Genomic DNA, 16,536 nt, shown 5'->3' on the forward strand with positions numbered 1-16,536 from the left:
AGGTTAGCATTCATAGTGACGGCAGTTTTGAAGGTTTAGGGTGTGTTTTGGCGAATACAAACCTAAACGTTCTGACTGCCGTTTTCTATTGGTTCACGCTAAGACGCGATGAACCTTTTTTTTTGCCCTTTTTCAACCGCTTCCGCCTTCAACAAATCCGTTGCCCATCCGCCGCTTCATTCCATCGAAATTTTTGAACAGAGGCATGAGTTTTTTACGCTTTCTTATTCTGCCCGCAGGACTAGACTGTAAAAAAACATTGAGGAGAGTTGAATATGATTTATGTACGTAAAGCGGAAGACCGCGGCCACGCCAATCATGGCTGGCTCGATAGCTGGCACACCTTCTCTTTTGCCGACTACTACGATCCGAACTTTATGGGGTTCTCGGCGCTGCGGGTGATCAACGAAGACGTGATCGACGCGGGGCAGGGTTTCGGTACCCATCCACATAAAGATATGGAAATCCTGACCTACGTGCTGAGCGGCACGGTGGAACACCAGGACAGCATGGGCAACAAGGAGCAGATCCAGGCCGGCGAATTCCAGATCATGAGTGCGGGCACCGGGGTACGTCACTCCGAGTACAACGCCAATCAGGATCGTCCGCTGCACCTGTACCAGATTTGGATCATTCCGGATCAGGTCGGGCTGGCGCCGCGCTACGAGCAGCGCATGTTCGACGCGCCGCAGGGCCGTCAGCTGGTGCTGTCGCCGGATGCGCGCGACGGTTCGCTGAAGGTGTTCCAGGATATGACGCTGTCGCGTTGGGCGCTGAATAAAGGCGAACAGGGTGAGTATCCGATCGCCGCCGGCCGTCGCATTTGGATCCAGGTGGTGCGCGGCAAGGTCTCGGTCAACGGCCAGGCCGCCGGCATTAGCGACGCGTTTGCGGTGTGGGATGAATCGGCGCTGACGATCCAGGCCGACGAAGAAAGCGAAATCCTGCTGTTCGATCTGCCGCCGGTGTGATTAAGCGGTAAATTTCAGGGGCTCACGATGTGAGCCCTTTTTGCGTTGGCCGTCGCATAACCGACAATATCGGCCCGCCGTTTTTTTTGCTAAAATGACTGCCCATTCACGGTTAGTCAGTTCATTGATAATGAAGAAAAAACGGCCGGTACTCCAGGATGTGGCAGATAAGGTGGGCGTGACCAAGATGACGGTGAGCCGTTATCTGCGCAATCCCGACCAGGTTTCTGCCGCCCTGCAGCAAAAAATCGCCGTCGCGCTGGATGAGCTGGGCTACATCCCCAACCGCGCGCCGGACATCCTCTCCAACGCCACCAGCCGGGCGATTGGCGTGCTGTTGCCGTCGCTGACCAACCAGGTGTTCGCCGAAGTGCTGCGCGGCATCGAAAGCGTCACCGACGCGCACAACTACCAGACCATGCTGGCGCACTACGGCTATCTGCCGGAGCGTGAGGAAGAGCGTCTGACCTCGCTGCTTTCTTATAATATCGACGGCCTGATCCTGTCTGAGCGCCATCATACGCCGCGCACCTTGAAAATGATCGAGGTGGCGGGCATTCCGGTGGTGGAGCTGATGGACTGCGTCTCGCCGTGCATCGATCTGGCGGTGGGCTTCAACAACTTCGAGGCGGCGCGCCAGATGACCCAGCAGATCATCGCGCACGGCCACCGTCACGTGGTCTATTTCGGCGCCCGTCAGGATGAGCGTACCATCATCAAGCAGCAGGGGTATGAGCAGGCGATGCGTGAATCCGGTCTGGAGCCGTACAGCATCATGACCGCGCGATCTTCCTCCTATTCCGCCGGCGGCGAGCTGTTGCGCCTGGCGCAGCGCGACTATCCGCAGATCGACAGTATCTTCTGTACCAACGATGACCTGGCGATCGGCGCGGCCTTCGAGTGCCAGCGGCAGGGGCTGTCGATCCCGCAGGACATGGCGATCGCTGGTTTCCACGGCCATGATATCGGCCAGGTGATGGTGCCGAAGCTGGCCAGCGTGCTGACACCGCGAGAACGCATGGGGCAGATCGGCGCCGAGCGCTTGCTGGCCCGGCTGCGCGGCGAAACGGTGTGCCCGCGCATGGTGGACGTCGGTTTCACCGTGATCCCCGGCGGCAGTATCTGAGCCATTTTAACGTTCTGTTTTAACAGCCTTTCCTTTTTCTGCGCGCCCTGAGGCGCGCGGGTTATCCCGCCTGTAAGCCCGCCGGTCATTGCCGGCATAAGTTTGATCTCTGTCCCAGAACGCGAATTTTAGCCGCTTACCCGGTTCCGGTGCTTATTCTGTTACCGGTATCATGATACCGGTAACAACGAGTGTGCGGTCATCTTGCTGCAAGACTGAACCTCTGACTCAACAACACCTACAGCTCTTCTTAAACACCGGGAAAGAGCCTAAAAATAAAACAACCGCACGCTTTACGCCTATCGTAAAGAGAGTCGCGATAAAAGGTTGGAGAAAAATTATGCCATTAGTGATTGTTGCAGGCGGCGTAGCGCTGCTGCTGCTGCTGATGATCCGCTTCAAGCTGAACGGCTTTATCTCTCTGGTGCTGGTTGCCCTGGCGGTCGGGATTGCACAGGGTATGCCGGTCGATAAGGTCATCGGCTCCATCAAGGCCGGCGTGGGCGGCACGCTGGGCAGCCTGGCGCTGATCATGGGCTTCGGCGCCATGCTCGGCAAGCTGCTGGCGGACTGCGGCGGCGCGCAGCGCATCGCCACCACGCTGATCGACAAGTTCGGCAGAAAACACATTCAATGGGCGGTGGTGCTGACCGGCTTCACCGTCGGCTTCGCGCTGTTCTACGAAGTGGGCTTCGTGCTGCTGTTGCCGCTGGTGTTCACCATCGCCGCCTCCGCACGCATCCCGCTGCTGTACGTCGGCGTGCCGATGGCCGCGGCGCTGTCGGTGACCCACGGCTTCCTGCCGCCGCACCCAGGCCCGACGGCCATCGCCACCATCTTCCATGCCGACATGGGTAAAACCCTGCTGTACGGCACGCTGCTGGCGATCCCGACGGTGATCCTGGCCGGCCCGGTTTATGCCCGCTTCCTGAAAGGCATCGACAAGCCGGTGCCGGAAGGCCTGTACAACCCGAAAACCTTTACCGATGCGGAGATGCCGAGCTTTGGCGTCAGCGTCGCCACGTCGCTGGTGCCGGTGATCCTGATGGCGCTGCGCGCGGTGGCTGAAATGGTGTTGCCGAAGGGCCACAGCCTGCTGCGCTTCGCCGAGTTCTTCGGCGACCCGGTGATGGCGACCCTGATCGCCGTGCTGATCGCTATCTTCACCTTCGGCCTGAACCGCGGCCGCACCATGGATGAAGTGATGGGCACCATCACCGACTCGATTAAAATCATCGCCATGATGCTGTTGATCATCGGCGGCGGCGGCGCCTTCAAACAGGTGCTGGTGGACAGCGGCGTCGAGCAGTACATCGCCGGCCTGATGGAAGGCAGCAACGTTTCGCCGATTCTGATGGCCTGGTCGATCGCCGCCGCGCTGCGTCTGGCGCTGGGTTCCGCCACGGTGGCGGCAATCACCGCCGGCGGCATCGTCGCCCCGCTGATCGCCACCACCGGCGTCAGCCCTGAGCTGATGGTGATTGCGGTCGGTTCCGGCAGCGTTATCTTCTCGCACGTTAACGATCCGGGCTTCTGGCTGTTCAAGGAGTACTTCAACCTGAGCATCATGGAAACCATCAAATCCTGGTCGGTGCTGGAAACCATCATCTCGGTGTGCGGCCTGGTGGGCTGCCTGCTGTTGGCGACGGTCGTATAATCGTTATCCGACGCCCTGCGGGGCGTCGGCGTTCCAGAGTATCTTTATCAGTTGGGACGCATTTGGCGCGCTCGCGCCAGTTCCCATAAGGGCATGACACAATGAGTAATCCGCAGAATCACGTATTTATCCTGATGGGGGTGTCCGGCAGCGGCAAATCCGCCGTGGCCAGCGCCGTCGCCCGGGAAGCCGATGCCGCCATGCTGGACGGCGATTACCTGCACCCGCGCGCCAATATCATCAAAATGTCCAGCGGACATGCGCTGGACGACAACGATCGCGCTCCGTGGCTGGCTGCGCTCAACGACGCCATCTTCGCCATGCAACGCACCAATCCGGTGTCGCTGCTGGTCTGCTCGGCGCTGAAAAAAAGCTATCGCGACCGCCTGCGCGAAGGCAATCGCAACCTGCATTTCCTCTACCTGAAAGGGGATAAAACGGTGATTGAGGAGCGCCTGAAACAGCGCAAGGGCCACTTCTTCAAACCGCAGATGCTGGTTTCGCAGTTCGCCACGCTGGAAGAGCCGGGCGAGCAGGAGCCGGATGTGCAGGCGATCGACATCAACCAGCCGCTGGACGGCGTGGTCGCCGATACGCTCGCCTGCATCAACCGCATCAACCGCATCAACCGCATCACCGCCCGCTAAGCGCGGGCCGTTGTCGGCGCCGCCAGGCGCCTACAGCTTCATGTAAGCCCGCACGCCGTCCAGGAACATCTGGGTCGACAGCATCACCAGAATCAGCCCCATCAACCGCTCCAGCGCGCTGACGCCTTTGCTGCCCAGCAGGCGCAGGAACAGGTTCGACATCAGCAAAATGGCCGCAGAGAGACCCCAGGCGATCAACAGCGCCGCCACCAGATGGGGCAGCTGATGCGGATACTGGTGCGACAGCAGCATCAGCGCTGCCAGAATCGACGGCCCGGCCACCAGCGGGATCGCCAGCGGCACCAGGAAGGGCTCTTCGCCGGCGGACAGCCCCGAACTGTTGCCCTCCTGAGACGGGAAAATCATCTTGATGGCGATCAGAAACAGGATGATGCCGCCGGAAATGGAGACGGTTTCGGTACGCAGGTTGAGGAACGCCAGAATTTTCTCGCCGGCGAACAGGAAAATCAGCATCAGCAGCAGGGCGATCAGCAGCTCGCGGATCAGCACCACCCGGCGCCTGCGCGGCTCCAGGTGCTTGAGCACCGACATGAAAATCGGCAGATTGCCCAGCGGATCCATAATTAAAAACAGCAATACCGTAGCGGAAATCATCTCTGTCATGGTGACCTCGTGATCGGGAAAACGCCTCGGCCTTTCCGGCCGCGTCCTTGCCTATAAGAAGGATTGCTGAGAAATCCCCAGCCATCGAATAAATTCACTTTGCGCCCGCGCCGACATTTTGTAAGGTGAGGAGATATTGCACACAACTCGTTATCACCTACATAGCCCTTATCCGGGCGGGAAACAGATATTATGAAAAACGTTGGTTTCATCGGTTGGCGCGGAATGGTCGGCTCGGTTCTCATGCAACGCATGACGGAAGAGCGCGATTTCGACGCCATTCGCCCGGTCTTTTTCTCCACCTCGCAGCACGGTTCTGCCGCGCCGGCCTTCGGCGGCCAGCAGGGCATGCTGCAGGATGCGTATGATATCGACGCGCTGAGCGCGCTCGATATCATTATTACCTGTCAGGGCGGCGATTATACCAACGAAGTGTATCCTAAGCTGCGCGCCAGCGGTTGGCAGGGTTACTGGATCGACGCGGCCTCTTCGCTGCGCATGCAGGACGACGCCATCATCATCCTGGATCCGGTCAACCACGCGGTGATTCAGCAGGGCCTGGACAAAGGTATCAAAACCTTCGTCGGCGGCAACTGCACCGTCAGCCTGATGCTGATGTCGCTCGGCGGCCTGTTCGCCAACGATCTGGTGGAGTGGGCGTCGGTCGCCACCTATCAGGCGGCCTCCGGCGGCGGCGCGCGCCACATGCGCGAACTGTTGACCCAAATGGGCATGCTGCACGCCGATGTGGCGAAGGAACTGCAGGACCCGGCCTCCGCCATTCTGGATATCGAGCGCAAGGTGACCGAGGCCACCCGCAGTGGCAAACTGCCGACCGATAACTTCGGCGTGCCGCTGGCCGGCAGCCTGATCCCGTGGATCGACAAGCAGCTCGACAACGGCCAGAGCCGTGAAGAGTGGAAAGGCCAGGCGGAAACCAACAAGATTCTGAACACCGGCAGCGTGATCCCGGTCGATGGTCTGTGCGTGCGCGTCGGCGCGCTGCGCTGCCACAGCCAGGCGTTCACCCTGAAGCTGAAAAAAGACGTGTCGCTGCCGGAAATCGAGCAGATGCTGGCGACGCACAACGACTGGGTGCGCGTGATCCCGAACGACCGCGAGCTGACCATGCGCGAACTGACGCCGGCGGCGGTGACCGGTACGCTGAATACGCCGGTTGGTCGTCTGCGCAAGCTGAATATGGGGCCGGAGTACCTGTCGGCGTTCACCGTGGGCGACCAGCTGCTGTGGGGCGCGGCCGAGCCGCTGCGCCGCATGCTGCGTATCCTGCTGTAAACCCGCACTTCCTGGGGGCTGGCTGATTTCAGCCCCCTAAAGCCTCATTTTCCGCTTTCTTGTTCGTCGCGCAGCGCGTCGGGCAACGTCACCGCAAGCCTCGTTTCACTGGGCTCTAGCCCTCATATCTCCTCGTCGGCCGCCGCATGCAGACGCCGCCGGGCTGGCAGTTTTCTTAATGAAGAATTTTCCTGAGCAATGCCGAGCAGTTTTTAACAGACATTGGCTATGCTTAACGCATTGGCGAACAATTTTTCACCATGACTGAAATATTTCAAAAAACAAGCATAAAGAGCGAAATTCAGGTCGGCAGAGTAAAGATTGGTCAATAACCGACCGCAATCACGCTTTAGAGTTCGAATGCATTGCATGATGACCAAAACGGCCAAGGATTAACCAATAAGCCGTGCTTAGATCATGCTGTTAATCTAAGGAAGAAGACTATGCCTGTACTTCTCGATCGTGACGTGATTGATCAGATCATCTCCGGCCATTACGCCGATCCCTTTGCTCTGCTTGGCATGCATGCGACCGATAACGGTCTGCAGGTGCGTGCGCTGCTGCCGGACGCCACCGACGTTTGGCTGGTGGATCAGCAAACCGGTCGGCGGTTGGCGCAGTTGAACTGCGACGATCCGCGCGGCTTCTTCAGCGCCGTGGTGCCGCGGCGCAAAAATCCTTTCCGCTATCAGCTGCAGGTCAGCTGGCACGATCATCAACAGACTGTCGACGATCCCTACCGGTTCGGCCCGCTGCTGCAGGATATCGACAGTTGGCTGCTGGCCGAGGGCACACACCTGCGCCCCTATGAACGCCTGGGGGCTCATCTCGCCACGCTGGATGACGTCGACGGCGTCAGCTTTGCCGTTTGGGCGCCCAACGCCCAGCGCGTCTCGGTGGTGGGGGAATTCAACTTCTGGGACGGTCGCCGCCATCCGATGCGTCTGCGGCGTGAAAACGGCATCTGGGAGCTGTTCTTGCCCGGCGTGCGGGCCGGCCAGCTGTACAAATATGAAATCGTCGATTGCTACGGCAATACCCAGCTGAAAGCTGATCCTTACGCTTTCGAGGCGCAGATGCGCCCGGACACCGCCTCGCTGGTGGCGCCGCTGCCGGAGGTGGTGCCGACGACGCAGGCGCGCCGCCGCGCCAACGATTTTGACCAGCCGATCGCCATCTACGAGGTGCATCTCGGCTCATGGCGGCGCCACACCGACAACCACTTCTGGCTTAGCTACGGCGAGCTGGCGGTGCAGCTTATCGACTATGTGAAGGACATGGGATTCACCCATATCGAGCTGCTGCCGATCAATGAGCACCCGTTCGACGGCAGCTGGGGCTACCAGCCGCTGGGGCTGTATGCGCCGACCCGGCGCTTCGGCACGCCGGCCGATTTCAGGGCGTTCGTGGCGGCGGCGCATAAGGCGGGCATCAACGTGATCCTCGACTGGGTGCCGGGGCACTTCCCGAGCGATGCCTACGGCCTGGCGAACTTCGACGGCACTGCGTTGTATGAATACGCCGATCCGCGCGAGGGTTTCCATCAGGACTGGAATACGCTGATCTACAACTACGGCCGCCATGAGGTGCGTAACTACCTGGCGGGCAACGCGCTGTATTGGCTGGAGCGCTTCGGCATCGATGCGCTGCGGGTCGATGCGGTGGCGTCGATGATCTATCGCGACTACAGCCGCGCCGACGGCGAGTGGGTGCCGAATTACTACGGCGGCAACGAGAACCTGGAGGCGATCGCTTTCCTGCGTTATACCAACCAGACTCTCGGCCAGGCGCAGCCGGGCGCGGTGACGCTGGCGGAGGAGTCTACCGACTACCCCGGCGTCACTTTGCCGCCGGATGCCAACGGCCTGGGGTTCCACTACAAATGGAACCTCGGCTGGATGCACGACACGCTCAATTACATGAAGTGCGATCCGGTGCACCGCAAGTATCACCACAACCAGATGACCTTCGGCATGCTGTACGCCTATACCGAAAACTTCGTGTTGCCTATCTCGCACGATGAAGTGGTGCACGGCAAAAAATCGATCCTGGACCGCATGCCGGGCGACGCCTGGCAAAAGTTCGCCAACCTGCGCGCCTATTACGGGTTTATGTGGGCGCATCCGGGCAAAAAGCTGTTGTTTATGGGCTGCGAGTTCGCGCAGGGGCGCGAGTGGAATTTCGATACCAGCCTCGACTGGCATTTGCTGGAGGGGCTGGATAACTGGCACAACGGCGTGCAGCGGCTGGTGCGCGATCTGAACCACTGCTACCGGCAGCAGGCGCCGCTGTACGAGCGCGACTACCGCCCGGACGGCTTCGAATGGTTGGTGGTCGACGATCACGACAACTCGGTGTTCGCCTTCGCGCGCTACGATTCTCAGGGCAATGAGCTGATCGCCATCAGCAACTTTACCCCGGTGCCCCGCTACCGCTACCGTATCGGCCTGTCGCGCGCCGGCGACTATCGCGAGATCCTCAATACCGATTCGCACCACTATCACGGCAGCAACGCCGGCAATCAGGGGCGGGTCGCTTCCGAAGCGATCGGCAGCCACGGCCGCGACTTTTCCATCTGCGTGACGCTGCCGCCGCTGGCGACCATTTACCTGCTGCGGGAGGTGCCATGACGGAGCTGACGGCCGGCCTCGCCGCGCCGCTGGGCGCGCATTACGACGGCGAAGGCATCAACTTTACCCTGTACTCGGCGCACGCCGAGCGGGTGGAGCTGTGCCTGTTCGACGGCCAGCAGCGCGAAGTGCGCCTGCCGCTGCCGGCGCGCAGCGGTGATATCTGGCATGGCTATTTGCCGGGCGGCAAGCCGGGGCAGCGTTACGGCTTCCGGGTCTACGGCCCGTTCGACCCGGCGAACGGGCAGCGTTTCAACCCCAACAAGCTGGCGCTCGATCCGGCCGCGCGCGCGGTGGAAGGGCCGGTAGCGGATCACCCGCACCTGCACGGCGGTTACGACCAGCCGGATCCGCACGACAGCGCCGAGCTGATGCCGAAATGCGTGGTGGTGGACGAACGCTACGACTGGCAGGACGATCGCCCGCCCGCCACGCCCTGGGGGCAGACGGTGATTTACGAAGCGCACGTGCGCGGCCTGACGCTGCTGCACCCGAAGATCCCGCCGGCGCTGCGCGGCAGCTTCGCCGCGCTGGGGCATCCGGTGATGATCGCCCACTTCAAACGCCTCGGCATCACCGCGCTGGAACTGCTGCCGGTGCAACAACATACCTCCGAACCGCGTCTGCAGCGGCTGGGGCTGATCAACTACTGGGGCTATAACGTGCTGGCGCCCTATGCGCCGGACAACCGCTACGCCAGCCTGCGCACCGACGGCACGCCGCTGAACGAATTGCGCGATGCGGTCAAGGCGCTGCACCAAGCCGGCATCGAGGTGATCCTCGACGTGGTGTTCAACCACAGTGCCGAGCTGGATAGGGACGGGCCGATGCTGTCGCTGAGCGGCATCGACAATCTGAGCTATTACTGGCTGACGCCCGAAGGGGACTACGTCAACGACACCGGCTGCGGCAACACCCTGCGCTTGGATCAGCCGCAGGGCGTGGCCTGGGTCATGGATTGCCTGCATTTTTGGGTGCGGGAGTGCCACGTCGACGGCTTCCGCTTCGATCTGGGCAGCGTGCTTGGCCGCACGCCGGGGTTCGATCGCGATGCGCCGCTGTTCCAGGCGATGCTGGCGGACGATGTGCTGTCGCGCTGCAAGCTGATCGCCGAACCCTGGGACATCGGCCCCGGCGGCTATCAGGTGGGGGCGTTCCCCGGGCGCTTTGCCGAATGGAACGACCACTACCGCGACGACATGCGCCGTTTCTGGCTGCAGAGCGGTGTGTCGCTCGGCCAGTTTGCCCGGCGTTTTGCCGCCTCCAGCGATCTGTACAACCAGCGCGGGCGGGAGCCTTACGCCACCGTCAACATGTTGACCGCCCATGACGGTTTTACCCTGCAGGATGTGGTCAGCTTCAACGAGAAACACAATCAGCCGAACGGCGAAGGCAACCGTGACGGCAGCGATCGCAATTTCAGCAACAACCACGGCGTCGAAGGCCCGAGCGCCGACGACGCCATTGTGCAACGCCGCAGGGCCAGCCAGCGAGCGATGCTCGCCACACTGTTGCTGTCCCAGGGAACGCCGATGCTGCTGGCCGGCGATGAACAGGGACACAGCCAGCAGGGGAACAACAACGCCTATTGTCAGGACAACGCCACCACCTGGCTCGATTGGGCCACGGCGGATGACGCGCTGACCGATTACGTCGCGGCGTTGATCGCGCTGCGCCGCCAGATCCCCGCCTTACAACAGGACCGCTGGTGGCAGCAGGACGACGGCAGCGTGCAGTGGCTGAATGCGCAAGGGCAACCGCTCGACGCGCAGCAGTGGGAGCAAGGCGATCTGCTCATGCAGATCCTGCTGTCGCAGCGCTGGCTGCTGCTGGTTAACGCCACGCCGCAAACGGTGGAGATGAGGTTGCCCGAAGGCGATTGGCAGGTTGTCGCTCCGTTTACTCAGGAAGACTCACGGGCGGTGTTACCCGCCTGGCACCAGGCCGCGCGCTCGCTTTGCGTTCTGGTACGGAAATAATAAAAGGAGTCCGCTATGGTTAGGTTTGAAAATAAAGACCCCCTGATGTTGGCGCGCCAGCTGCCGATTAAATCCGTAGCGCTGATCCTGGCCGGCGGCCGCGGCTCGCGCCTGAAAGATTTGACCTCCACCCGCGCCAAGCCCGCCGTTCACTTTGGCGGCAAATTCCGCATCATCGATTTCGCCCTGTCGAACTGCCTGAACTCCGGCATCCGCCGCATCGGCGTGATCACCCAATACCAGTCGCACACGCTGGTGCAGCACATTCAGCGCGGCTGGTCGTTCCTCAACGAAGAGATGAACGAGTTCGTCGATCTGCTGCCGGCCCAGCAGCGCCTCAGCACCGAACATTGGTACAAAGGCACCGCCGACGCGGTGTACCAGAACCTGGACATCATCCGTCGCTATGAGGCCGAATATGTGGTGATCCTGGCGGGCGATCACATCTACAAGATGGATTACTCGCGCATGCTGATCGACCACGTCGAGAAGGGCGCCCAATGCACCGTGGCCTGCCTGCCGGTGCCGCGCAGCGAAGCCGGCGAATTCGGCGTGATGAAGGTGGATGAAAGCGACCGCATCATCGAGTTTTTGGAGAAACCCGCCAACCCGCCGGCGATGCCGGGCAACCCGGAGATGTCGCTGGCCAGCATGGGCATCTATATTTTTAATGCCGCCTACCTGTTCCAGCTGCTGGAAGAAGACATGTCGACCCCCGGCTCCAGCCACGACTTCGGCAAGGATCTGATCCCGAAAATCACCGCACAGCAGGCGGCGTGGGCACATCCGTTTACCTTGTCCTGCGTGACCTCCAACCCCGATCTGCCGCCTTACTGGCGCGACGTGGGCACGCTGGACGCCTACTGGCGCGCCAACCTCGATCTGGCATCGGTGACGCCGGAGCTGGACATGTACGACCGCGCCTGGCCGATCCGCACCCACATGGAGCCGCTGCCGCCGGCCAAGTTCGTGCAGGATCGCTCCGGCAGCCACGGCATGACCATGAACTCGCTGGTGTCCGGCGGCTGTATTGTCTCCGGCTCGGTGGTGGTGCATTCGGTGCTGTTCCCGCGCGTGCGGGTGAACTCGTTCTGCACCATCGACTCTACCGTATTGTTGCCGGACGTGAACGTCGGCCGTTCCTGCCGCCTGCGGCGCTGCATTATCGACCGCGCCTGCCATATTCCGGAGGGCATGGTGATCGGGGAAAACGCCGATGAGGACAGCAAGCGCTTTTATCGCTCGGAAGGCGGCATCGTGCTGGTGACGCGCGAAATGTTGTCAAAATTGTGAGTTAACGTGGGCGGCAGAACGATAGCCTGCCGCCCGATGAACGGATCGATGGCTTGCGCAACGCGGCACGCATAACAGCGGCAAGCCTGCTTTATTTCTTATCCAAAGGCCTTCGGCCGACTTTCAGGAGTGATAATGCAGGTCTTACACGTATGTTCTGAAATGTTCCCCCTGCTGAAAACGGGCGGACTCGCAGACGTGGTTGGCGCACTGCCGGCGGCGCAGATCGCCGAGGGCGCCGATGTTCGGGTGTTATTGCCCGCTTTCCCTGACGTACGCAACGGCATTCCGGATACCGTGCTGGTGGCGGAAATCGACTCGTTTGCCGGCCGGGTGGCGCTGCGCTACGGCACCTACCATGGCGTGGGCATCTATCTCATCGACGCGCCCTGGCTGTATGACCGGCCGGGCAGCCCGTACCACGATCAATCGATGTACGCCTACCCCGACAACCACCGCCGCTTTGCGCTGCTGGGCTGGATGGCCTGCGAGTTGGCCAAGGGGTTGGATCGCTACTGGCGACCGCAGCTGGTGCACGCCCACGACTGGCACGCCGGCCTGACCTGCGCCTATCTGGCCGCCAACGGCCACCCGGCGCGTTCGGTGTTCACCGTGCACAACCTGGCCTATCAGGGGATGTTCTCCGCCCATCACGTGACCGAGCTGTGGCTGCCGGCATCGTTTTACGACGTTTACGGTCTGGAATTCTATGGCCAGATGTCGTTCCTCAAGGCCGGGCTGTTTTATGCCGATCACGTGACCGCCGTCAGCCCGACCTATGCGCGCGAGATCACCCGGCCAGAGTTCGGCTATGGCATGGAGGGGCTGCTGCAGGAACGGCAGCGGCAGGGCAGGCTGAGCGGCATCCTCAACGGGGTGGACGACAAGATTTGGCACCCGGCCCACGATCCGCGGCTGACCGCCCGCTACGACGCCGACGATCTGAAAAGCAAGGTAAAAAACAAGCTGCATCTGCAAAAGACCATGGGGCTGAAGGTGGACGAATCGCTGCCGGTGTTCGCGGTGGTAAGCCGATTGACCAGCCAAAAAGGCCTGGATCTGGTGCTGCAGGCGCTGCCTGAACTGCTGGCGCAGGGCGGCCAATTGGCGCTGCTGGGCGCCGGCGACGCGGTGCTGCAACAGGCATTTCTGGCCGCCGCCGCCGATTATCCCGAGCAGGTCGGGGTGCAGATCGGCTATCACGAATCCTTCTCCCACCGCATCATCGGCGGCGCCGACGTGATTTTGGTGCCGAGCCGCTTCGAACCCTGCGGCCTGACGCAGCTCTACGGCTTGAAATACGGCACGCTGCCGCTGGTGCGCCGCACCGGCGGGCTGGCGGACACGGTGGTGGACTGCGCGCTGGAAAACCTGGCCGACGGCACCGCCAGCGGCTTCGTGTTCGACGATTGCGATGCCGTCGCGCTGGGCAACGCCATCCGCCGCGCCATGGTACTGTGGAGCCGGCCGAAACACTGGCGCCACGTTCAGCGCCACGCCATGAGCGTGGACTTCGGCTGGCCGGTGGCGGCGAAAGAGTATCTCTCGCTTTATCAACGTTTGTAGCCCGCGTTTCGCGTCTCGGGTTGACGCGCGGCGGGCAGCCGTTTGGGTTGATTGTCGGGGCGCGGCGTGCCGCGTCCATGTTCAGCGGGGCCAACCATTCCGCGGCGAATGGTGGGGCTCCCAACAAGGGATCAAAAAGCCATGACTTCACCGTTTAGTTACACCTCACCTACGGTCAGTGTGGAAGCGCTGAAACACTCCATCGCCTATAAGCTGATGTTTATCGTCGGCAAAGATCCGGCCATCGCCAACCGGCACGACTGGCTGAACGCCGTGCTGTTCGCGGTGCGCGATCGCATGGTTGAACGCTGGCTGCGCTCCAACCGCGCTCAGCTGTCGCAGGACGTGCGGCAGGTGTATTACCTGTCGATGGAGTTCCTGATCGGCCGCACCCTGTCGAACGCGCTGTTGTCGATGGGCATCTATCAGGATATCGACAACGCGCTGAACGAAATGGGGCTGAGCCTGGCGGAACTGCTGGAAGAAGAGAATGATCCCGGCCTCGGCAACGGCGGTCTGGGGCGCCTGGCGGCCTGCTTCCTCGATTCGCTGGCGACGCTGGCGCTGCCGGGGCGGGGCTACGGCATTCGCTACGAGTACGGCATGTTCAAGCAGAACATCGTCAACGGCCAGCAGATGGAGTCGCCGGATTACTGGCTGGAGTACGGCAATCCGTGGGAGTTTCCACGCCACAACACCCGCTACAAGGTGCGCTTCGGTGGCCGCGTGCAGCAGGAGGGCGCCAAGGTGCGCTGGCTGGAGACCGAAGAGATCGTGGCCATCGCCTACGATCAGGTGATCCCCGGTTTCGACACCGACGCCACCAACACCCTGCGGTTGTGGAGCGCGCAGGCCAGTAACGAGATCAACCTCGGCAAGTTCAACCAGGGCGATTATTTCGCCGCGGTGGAGGATAAAAACCACTCGGAAAACGTGTCGCGCGTGCTGTACCCGGACGACTCGACCTCCTCCGGGCGCGAGCTGCGGCTGCGGCAGGAGTATTTCCTGGTGTCGGCTACGGTGCAGGATATTCTCAACCGTCATTGGCTGATGCACAAAACCTTCGACAACCTGGCGGACAAGATCGCCATTCACCTCAACGATACCCACCCGGTGCTGTCGATTCCCGAGCTGATGCACCGGCTGATCGACGAGCACAAATTCAAGTGGCTCGACGCCTGGGAAGTGGTGGAGCAGGTGTTCTCCTATACCAACCACACGCTGATGAGCGAGGCGCTGGAGACCTGGCCGCTGGATATGATTGGCCGCATCTTGCCGCGCCATTTGCAGCTGATTTTCGAAATCAACGATCACTTCCTCAAGATGGTGCAGGAAGTGGTGCCGGGTGACAACGACCTGTTGGCGCGGGTCTCGATCATCGACGAAACCAACGGCCGCCGGGTGCGCATGGCGTGGCTGGCGGTGGTAGCCAGCCACAAGGTCAACGGCGTTTCCGCCCTGCATTCCGAGCTGATGGTGCAGTCGCTGTTCGCCGACTTCGCCCGGCTGTTCCCCAACCGTTTCTGCAACAAGACCAACGGGGTGACGCCGCGCCGCTGGTTGGCGCTGGCCAACCCGCCGCTGGCGGCGGTACTGGACGACTGCATCGGCCAAACCTGGCGCACCGATCTCAGCCAACTGAGCGAGATCAAAGCCAACGTCGATTACCCGAGTTTCCTGCAGGCGGTGCAGCGCGCCAAGCGGCAGAACAAGGAGCGGCTGGCGCTGTACATCGCCAAAACGCTTAACGTGGTGGTCAACCCGGATGCGTTGTTCGACGTGCAGATCAAGCGCATCCACGAGTACAAACGGCAACTGCTCAACGTGCTGCACGTGATCACGCTGTATAACCGTTTGCTGGACGATCCGGAGATTGAGCGGGTGCCGCGGGTGGTGATCTTCGCCGGCAAGGCGGCGTCGGCCTACTATGCCGCCAAGCAGATCATCCGCTTGATCAACGATGTGGCGGCGGTGATCAACAACGATCCGCGGGTGCATACCCAACTGAAGGTGGTGTTCATTCCGAACTACGGCGTCAGCCTGGCGCAGATCATCATCCCGGCGGCGGATCTTTCCGAACAGATCTCGCTGGCGGGCACCGAAGCCTCGGGCACCAGCAACATGAAGTTCGCGCTGAACGGCGCGCTGACCATCGGTACGCTGGACGGTGCCAACGTCGAGATGCGCGAGCACGTGGGGGAAGAGAACATCTTTATCTTCGGCAACACCGCCGAACAGGTGGAAGAACTGCGCCGCAACGGTTACAACCCGCACCAGTATTACGAGCAGGATCCCGAGCTGCATCAGGCGCTGACGCAGATCGCCACCGGCGTCTTCAGCCCGGATGAACCGAAGCGCTACAGCAATCTGTTCGATTCGCTGGTGAATCTGGGGGATCACTATCAGCTGCTGGCGGATTACCGCAGCTATGTGGACACGCAGGACAAGGTGGACGAGGTGTATCTCAATCAGGACGAGTGGACGCGGCGAACGGTGCTGAATATCGCTAATATGGGCTACTTCTCCTCCGATCGCACCATTCAGGAGTACGCGGACGAAATCTGGCACATTCAGCCGGTGAAGCTGTAAGACGGAAGAGAAATAAGAAAGGGCCGGATAACCCTGTCTCTTGATCAGATCTCTTGCTCGAGAGACTTGGCCAGCAGATAACCCTCAAGGATGGTTTGCAGTTTGAACCATCCTTCCCATAATCTCTCCCATCCCACTCGACCCGTGCGTTTACTGTC

At 61.2% G+C, this 16,536-nt stretch carries 12 protein-coding genes; 11 read left to right on the forward strand and 1 reads right to left on the reverse strand.

Annotated elements, in window-relative coordinates:
* The 5 genes from M6G53_RS24045 to gntK all read left to right on the forward strand — a co-directional run.
* On the forward strand, positions 1–197 hold a 197-nt coding region (locus tag M6G53_RS24045), incomplete at its 5' end, for a hypothetical protein (RefSeq protein ID WP_253335005.1).
* 78 nt (positions 198–275) lie between these two features.
* Positions 276–971: a pirin family protein gene (locus M6G53_RS24050; RefSeq protein WP_253335006.1), complete on the forward strand. Its 696-nt coding sequence runs from the start codon at positions 276–278 to the stop codon at positions 969–971.
* Between the two features lie 130 nt (positions 972–1,101).
* Positions 1,102–2,097 carry a gluconate operon transcriptional repressor GntR gene (gntR, locus tag M6G53_RS24055; protein WP_063991719.1) on the forward strand — a complete coding sequence of 332 codons (996 nt, stop codon included), beginning with the start codon at positions 1,102–1,104 and terminating at the stop codon, positions 2,095–2,097.
* 340 nt (positions 2,098–2,437) lie between these two features.
* Positions 2,438–3,754 carry a gluconate transporter gene (gene gntT / locus M6G53_RS24060; RefSeq protein WP_016930400.1) on the forward strand — a complete coding sequence of 439 codons (1,317 nt, stop codon included), beginning with the start codon at positions 2,438–2,440 and terminating at the stop codon, positions 3,752–3,754.
* Between the two features lie 101 nt (positions 3,755–3,855).
* Positions 3,856–4,401: a gluconokinase gene (gntK, locus tag M6G53_RS24065; RefSeq protein ID WP_253335007.1), complete on the forward strand. Its 546-nt coding sequence runs from the start codon at positions 3,856–3,858 to the stop codon at positions 4,399–4,401.
* A gap of 30 nt (positions 4,402–4,431) precedes the next feature.
* On the opposite strand, the gene M6G53_RS24070 is transcribed toward gntK, so the two are convergent.
* Positions 4,432–5,025 carry a YhgN family NAAT transporter gene (locus M6G53_RS24070; RefSeq protein WP_025159894.1) on the reverse strand — a complete coding sequence of 198 codons (594 nt, stop codon included), beginning with the start codon at positions 5,023–5,025 and terminating at the stop codon, positions 4,432–4,434.
* A gap of 192 nt (positions 5,026–5,217) precedes the next feature.
* Here M6G53_RS24070 and asd point away from each other — a divergent pair, with 192 nt between their 5' ends.
* The 6 genes from asd (at position 5,218) to glgP (ending at position 16,378) form a co-directional block, all read left to right on the forward strand.
* Positions 5,218–6,321 carry an aspartate-semialdehyde dehydrogenase gene (gene asd / locus M6G53_RS24075; RefSeq protein ID WP_163966867.1) on the forward strand — a complete coding sequence of 368 codons (1,104 nt, stop codon included), beginning with the start codon at positions 5,218–5,220 and terminating at the stop codon, positions 6,319–6,321.
* A 443-nt stretch (positions 6,322–6,764) separates the two neighbouring features.
* On the forward strand, positions 6,765–8,951 hold the full coding sequence (gene glgB, locus M6G53_RS24080) for a 1,4-alpha-glucan branching protein GlgB (protein ID WP_253335012.1): 2,187 nt from the start codon (positions 6,765–6,767) through the stop codon (positions 8,949–8,951).
* Positions 8,948–10,930 (forward strand): glycogen debranching protein GlgX, encoded by a 1,983-nt coding sequence (gene glgX, locus M6G53_RS24085; RefSeq protein ID WP_253335014.1) that lies wholly within the window; start codon positions 8,948–8,950, stop codon positions 10,928–10,930. The genes glgB and glgX overlap by 4 nt, the downstream gene beginning before the upstream one ends.
* Before the next feature lie 15 nt (positions 10,931–10,945).
* Complete coding sequence (gene glgC, locus M6G53_RS24090; RefSeq protein WP_253335018.1) at positions 10,946–12,223, forward strand: glucose-1-phosphate adenylyltransferase; 1,278 nt, start codon at positions 10,946–10,948, stop codon at positions 12,221–12,223.
* A 135-nt stretch (positions 12,224–12,358) separates the two neighbouring features.
* Complete coding sequence (gene glgA, locus M6G53_RS24095) at positions 12,359–13,789, forward strand: glycogen synthase GlgA (RefSeq protein WP_253335019.1); 1,431 nt, start codon at positions 12,359–12,361, stop codon at positions 13,787–13,789.
* Between the two features lie 141 nt (positions 13,790–13,930).
* Positions 13,931–16,378: a glycogen phosphorylase gene (gene glgP / locus M6G53_RS24100; RefSeq protein ID WP_253335020.1), complete on the forward strand. Its 2,448-nt coding sequence runs from the start codon at positions 13,931–13,933 to the stop codon at positions 16,376–16,378.
* The last annotated feature ends 158 nt before the right edge of the window (positions 16,379–16,536 follow it).

Origin of the sequence: Serratia nevei (assembly GCF_024160145.1) — a bacterium.
Taxonomy (GTDB): domain Bacteria; phylum Pseudomonadota; class Gammaproteobacteria; order Enterobacterales; family Enterobacteriaceae; genus Serratia; species Serratia nevei_A.

Excerpts from the sequence above, each read along its gene's own strand:
- gntT (WP_016930400.1), top strand. The coding sequence starts at position 2,438 with ATGCCATTAGTGATTGTTGCAGGCGGCGTAGCGCTGCTGCTGCTGCTG.
- gntR (WP_063991719.1), top strand. The coding sequence starts at position 1,102 with ATGAAGAAAAAACGGCCGGTACTCCAGGATGTGGCAGATAAGGTGGGC.
- M6G53_RS24070 (WP_025159894.1), bottom strand. The coding sequence starts at position 5,025 with ATGACAGAGATGATTTCCGCTACGGTATTGCTGTTTTTAATTATGGAT.
- glgB (WP_253335012.1), top strand. The coding sequence starts at position 6,765 with ATGCCTGTACTTCTCGATCGTGACGTGATTGATCAGATCATCTCCGGC.
- glgC (WP_253335018.1), top strand. The coding sequence starts at position 10,946 with ATGGTTAGGTTTGAAAATAAAGACCCCCTGATGTTGGCGCGCCAGCTG.
- asd (WP_163966867.1), top strand. The coding sequence starts at position 5,218 with ATGAAAAACGTTGGTTTCATCGGTTGGCGCGGAATGGTCGGCTCGGTT.
- glgX (WP_253335014.1), top strand. The coding sequence starts at position 8,948 with ATGACGGAGCTGACGGCCGGCCTCGCCGCGCCGCTGGGCGCGCATTAC.
- glgP (WP_253335020.1), top strand. The coding sequence starts at position 13,931 with ATGACTTCACCGTTTAGTTACACCTCACCTACGGTCAGTGTGGAAGCG.
- gntK (WP_253335007.1), top strand. The coding sequence starts at position 3,856 with ATGAGTAATCCGCAGAATCACGTATTTATCCTGATGGGGGTGTCCGGC.
- M6G53_RS24050 (WP_253335006.1), top strand. The coding sequence starts at position 276 with ATGATTTATGTACGTAAAGCGGAAGACCGCGGCCACGCCAATCATGGC.
- glgA (WP_253335019.1), top strand. The coding sequence starts at position 12,359 with ATGCAGGTCTTACACGTATGTTCTGAAATGTTCCCCCTGCTGAAAACG.